Consider the following 5000-nt stretch of genomic DNA (forward strand, 5'->3'; position numbering starts at 1 on the left):
GGTTGTAAAAGGTAACCGGGTCTTGCCTCCTTTGGAGGCTATGTGATGGGCATAGACAATGAGAACGAACAAGTGTTTTAAGGGCATTTGGTGGATGCCTTGGCATGCACAGGCGAAGAAGGACGTGATACGCTGCGATAAGCCGTGGGGAGCTGCGAATAAGCTTTGATCCATGGATCTCCGAATGGGGCAACCCACCTTAAATACTTGGAGAATCCAAGCTGTTCTTATGAACGGTTTGGGTTTCCAAGTATTGATATAAGGTATCTTACCTTCGAATACATAGGGGTAAGAAGCGAACGCAGGGAACTGAAACATCTAAGTACCTGCAGGAAAGGACATCAACCGAGACTCCGTAAGTAGTGGCGAGCGAACGCGGACCAGGCCAGTGGCAATGATGAATAAAGTGGAACGATCTGGAAAGTTCGGCCGTAGCGGGTGATAGCCCCGTACACGTAGAACAATCATTGTCCTTGAGTAAGGCGGGGCACGTGAAATCCTGTCTGAACATGGGGAGACCACTCTCCAAGCCTAAGTACTCGTGCATGACCGATAGCGAACAAGTACCGTGAGGGAAAGGTGAAAAGCACCCCGACGAGGGGAGTGAAATAGAACCTGAAACCGGATGCCTACAAACAGTCGGAGCCCGCAAGGGTGACGGCGTACCTTTTGTATAATGGGTCAACGACTTAGTGTAACTAGCAAGCTTAAGCCGGTAGGTGTAGGCGCAGCGAAAGCGAGTCTGAATAGGGCGATTTAGTTAGTTGCATTAGACCCGAAACCGAGTGATCTAGCCATGAGCAGGCTGAAGGTTGGGTAACACCAACTGGAGGGCCGAACCCATATCTGTTGCAATAGATTGGGATGACTTGTGGCTAGGGGTGAAAGGCCAATCAAACTCGGAAATAGCTGGTTCTCCGCGAAATCTATTTAGGTAGAGCGTCGACCGAATACCCTCGGGGGTAGAGCACTGGATGGGCTATGGGGACTCACCGTCTTACTGATCCTAACCAAACTCCGAATACCGAGGAGTACTAGTCGGCAGACACACGGCGGGTGCTAACGTCCGTCGTGAAGAGGGCAACAACCCTGACCTCCAGCTAAGGTCCCCAAGTCATGGCTAAGTGGGAAAGGATGTGAGGATCCCAAAACAACCAGGATGTTGGCTTAGAAGCAGCCATCATTTAAAGAAAGCGTAACAGCTCACTGGTCTAAATAAGGGTCTTTGCGCCGAAAATGTAACGGGGCTAAAGCCATGCACCGAAGCTGAGGATACGATCTTATGATCGTGTGGTAGCGGAGCGTTCCGTAAGTCTGTGAAGGCGGACCCGTGAGGGCTGCTGGAGATATCGGAAGTGCGAATGTTGACATGAGTAACGATAAAGGGAGTGAGAGACTCCCTCGCCGAAAGACCAAGGGTTCCTGCTTAAAGTTAATCTGAGCAGGGTTAGCCGGCCCCTAAGACGAGGCGGACACGCGTAGTCGATGGGAACCACGTTAATATTCGTGGGCCTGGTGGTAGTGACGGATCTCGTGTGTTGTACACCCTTATTGGATTGGTTGTGCAGCGAAGAGGTTCCAGGAAATAGCTCCACCGTATAGACCGTACCCGAAACCGACACAGGTGGTCAGGTAGAGTATACCAAGGCGCTTGAGAGAACTATGTTGAAGGAACTCGGCAAATTGCACGCGTAACTTCGGAAGAAGCGTGACCCCATTGTACGCAAGTATAGTGGGGTGGCACAGACCAGGGGGTAGCGACTGTTTATCAAAAACACAGGGCTCTGCGAAGTAGCAATACGACGTATAGGGTCTGACGCCTGCCCGGTGCTGGAAGGTTAAAGGGAGGGGTGCAAGCTCTGAACTGAAGCCCCAGTAAACGGCGGCCGTAACTATAACGGTCCTAAGGTAGCGAAATTCCTTGTCGGGTAAGTTCCGACCTGCACGAATGGCGTAACGACTTCCCCGCTGTCTCCAACATAGACTCAGTGAAATTGAATTCCCCGTGAAGATGCGGGGTTCCTGCGGTCAGACGGAAAGACCCCGTGCACCTTTACTATAGCTTTACACTGGCATTCGCCAAGGCATGTGTAGGATAGGTGGTAGGCTTTGAAGCAGGGACGCCAGTTCTTGTGGAGCCATCCTTGAAATACCACCCTTATCTTCGTGGATGTCTAACCGCGGTCCGTTATCCGGATCCGGGACAGTGTATGGTGGGTAGTTTGACTGGGGCGGTCGCCTCCGAAAGAGTAACGGAGGCGCGCGATGGTTAGCTCAGACCGGTCGGAAATCGGTCGTCGAGTGCAATGGCATAAGCTAGCCTGACTGCGAGACTGACAAGTCGAGCAGAGACGAAAGTCGGTCATAGTGATCCGGTGGTCCCGTGTGGAAGGGCCATCGCTCAACGGATAAAAGGTACGCCGGGGATAACAGGCTGATGACCCCCAAGAGTCCATATCGACGGGGTTGTTTGGCACCTCGATGTCGACTCATCGCATCCTGGGGCTGGAGCAGGTCCCAAGGGTATGGCTGTTCGCCATTTAAAGCGGTACGTGAGTTGGGTTCAGAACGTCGTGAGACAGTTCGGTCCCTATCTGCCGTGGGTGTAGGAATATTGACAGGATCTGTCCCTAGTACGAGAGGACCGGGATGGACGTATCTCTGGTGGATCTGTTGTCCTGCCAAGGGCATAGCAGAGTAGCTATATACGGAATGGATAACCGCTGAAGGCATCTAAGCGGGAAACCAACCTGAAAACGAGTATTCCCTATCAGAGCCGTGGAAGACGACCACGTTGATAGGACGGGTGTGGAAGTACAGTAATGTATGAAGCTTACCGTTACTAATAGCTCGATCGACTTCTTCGTTCTCATTGTTCATGTCCATCAAGACGTGTTAAATTAAAGTGAGCTTCAAGCTCTCCAGCTTCTCGAAAACAACGTAAGTTGTTGCGTTTTGCCGACCTGGTGGTTATTGCGGGGCGGCTGCACCCGTTCCCATTCCGAACACGGCCGTGAAACGCCCCAGCGCCAATGGTACTTCGTCTTAAGACGCGGGAGAGTAGGTCGCTGCCAGGTCTGCTAAACGCAACTCAAAGCTTACAAAACATCTTCTCATCACAAAAAGGGCCTCGATGCCCAACACGAGGCCGCTATCAAAGCGGCCTTTTGCGTTTAAGGCCAATTCTTGGACTCATGCCGTCCCGCATTCCGAAAAGCTAACTCTTTGAGGGCTGATAGATCGGGAAAACTGGCAAGTTCAGGAAACGCGAGACAAATTGCAACGCAATTTGCTCGGCACAGATCCGTCAATCGCTAGAGCGATCGACGTCGTCGCGACAAATCCTCTGGATTTGCGCTGGTTCGGACAAACTGCCATGCAGTTTACCGAGTACGGACAAACTGTTTTACAGTTTGCCGAGGGGTATTTTGCCTTTGGCAAAAACCTGGTAACGCGGGGTGGAGCAGCCCGGTAGCTCGTCAGGCTCATAACCTGAAGGCCGCAGGTTCAAATCCTGCCCCCGCAACCAATAAAACAAGCCCGCAGCAAGCGGGCTTTTTTGTTGCTAACGCGTCGAGGAGTTAACGCCTCCTCAGGGGCCCGCAAGGAGGCACAGCCGACGCAACGGGACAGAAAAATCCTAAATCCTGCCCCGCAACCAAATCACCAAAACATCCCCCAAAAAATCAAAATCTCAAAGCTAAAAGAAACCGCAGACCATTGCCGGCACCTACGCGCCCGCGAAAATAACCCTGCTCAAAGCACAACGACCAAGGCACACCAAAGCTGCCCAATGCGAAAGTCAAAGCCACGAAAAACCGCCGGCGACAAAACGCTCAATAACCAATGGTAGACGTCCCACCAGAAAATCATGGCCACGCTCGCACAACATGCTCGCTCAGAAAATCCAAATAGGCGCGTACCCGGCCAGACAATGGTCCCGAACCACCATAGACCCACCAGATAACCTCGGCATCACGTGGATTATAATCGTCCAGAACAGACACAAGTCTGCCCGCCTCAATATCCTCCTCCACATGAAAACCGCCAACACGCCCCAAGCCTAAACCATCAAGGCACAATCGCCGCATCGCCTTGACGAAATCATTGAAGGCACGCAGCGGAGACCGAACAACACGACGGCCGGCGCCGAAAGTCGGCGTAATGTGCTGCACCACTTCTTATGATCAGCCCGGCGCGAAAGGCAGGGCGGAATAGAGCTGATCGATCGACTTGCTTGCACCTCAGAGGGCGACAATGACCGCAATGTAAGCGCCGCCTCTCAACCAGGTCGCAGAATAACTCTGCGCGCGCGGCCTCCGGAGGCGAACTGGAAGGCGCAAACCTACGTCACGGGGCAAACCTCAATCACCTAAAAGCAAAAGTCGGACGGGCCACAGAGGCATAGGAACCGCTGCGCAACGAGCCAGCTCCTATGTCATAGTGGACGAACGAAACGCTCAGAGAGAGGCGTACAAATCGCAATGAAGCAAAAGCAGAAAGCAGGCGGCCAGCGTATCAGAATAGGTCCCGGTTTAATGGGGTAAAAAAAAATACAGCCGGAATCTAAAAGGCGGGAGCCACCTGCTTTGAAAAAGCACCGTTTGAAGATGGCAAGGAACGACACTTCAAAGAAGAAGTGTCGACTGGAGTGAATAGGGTGAGCCGAAAAAAAGGCGTCGAGCAACACGAAGTTAAAGGATCAATGCAATAGCCCCATGCCATAGCAGCATCCTGAAAGCAGAACGCCGAGCGAAGAAATTACGCGGTCATGCATTAGTCCGAGAGCAGCACGCCAGGTAACAGTGCGCGTCAAGAAATGGAAAAAGTAATACTGCATCTCAAATTAAAAAACGCATCCCAAGTTCTAATTCATTATGACCATGGCCAGATTTCAGGCATGTATTTTGGGGTGCAAACAAAAATTGATTTATGGTTCTGCGCCGCCTTGAAGTCGAAATAGGACCGTTATTGAGCGATAATGACGAGTACTGATCGTG

The 5000-nt window shown here is 52.0% G+C and carries 1 tRNA gene, 2 rRNA genes and 1 pseudogene; 3 read left to right on the top strand and 1 reads right to left on the bottom strand.

The annotated features are described in order from the left end of the window. The first annotated feature begins 66 nt into the window (after window positions 1-66). The 3 genes from ACZ5FM_RS16740 to ACZ5FM_RS16750 all read left to right on the top strand — a co-directional run bounded on the left by ACZ5FM_RS16740 (window position 67) and on the right by ACZ5FM_RS16750 (window position 3529). Window positions 67-2867: ribosomal RNA gene (locus ACZ5FM_RS16740) — 23S ribosomal RNA — on the top strand. A gap of 95 nt (window positions 2868-2962) precedes the next feature. Then, window positions 2963-3077 (top strand): 5S ribosomal RNA (rrf, locus tag ACZ5FM_RS16745). A 375-nt stretch (window positions 3078-3452) separates the two neighbouring features. Beyond that, window positions 3453-3529: transfer RNA gene (locus ACZ5FM_RS16750), tRNA-Met, on the top strand. A 340-nt stretch (window positions 3530-3869) separates the two neighbouring features. Here ACZ5FM_RS16750 and ACZ5FM_RS16755 read toward each other — a convergent pair. Next, window positions 3870-4094, bottom strand: a pseudogene (locus tag ACZ5FM_RS16755) (LysR family transcriptional regulator); the annotation flags it as partial. Window positions 4095-5000: the final 906 nt, after the last annotated feature.

It is taken from the genome of Agrobacterium sp. 5Ca50, from assembly GCF_055381905.1.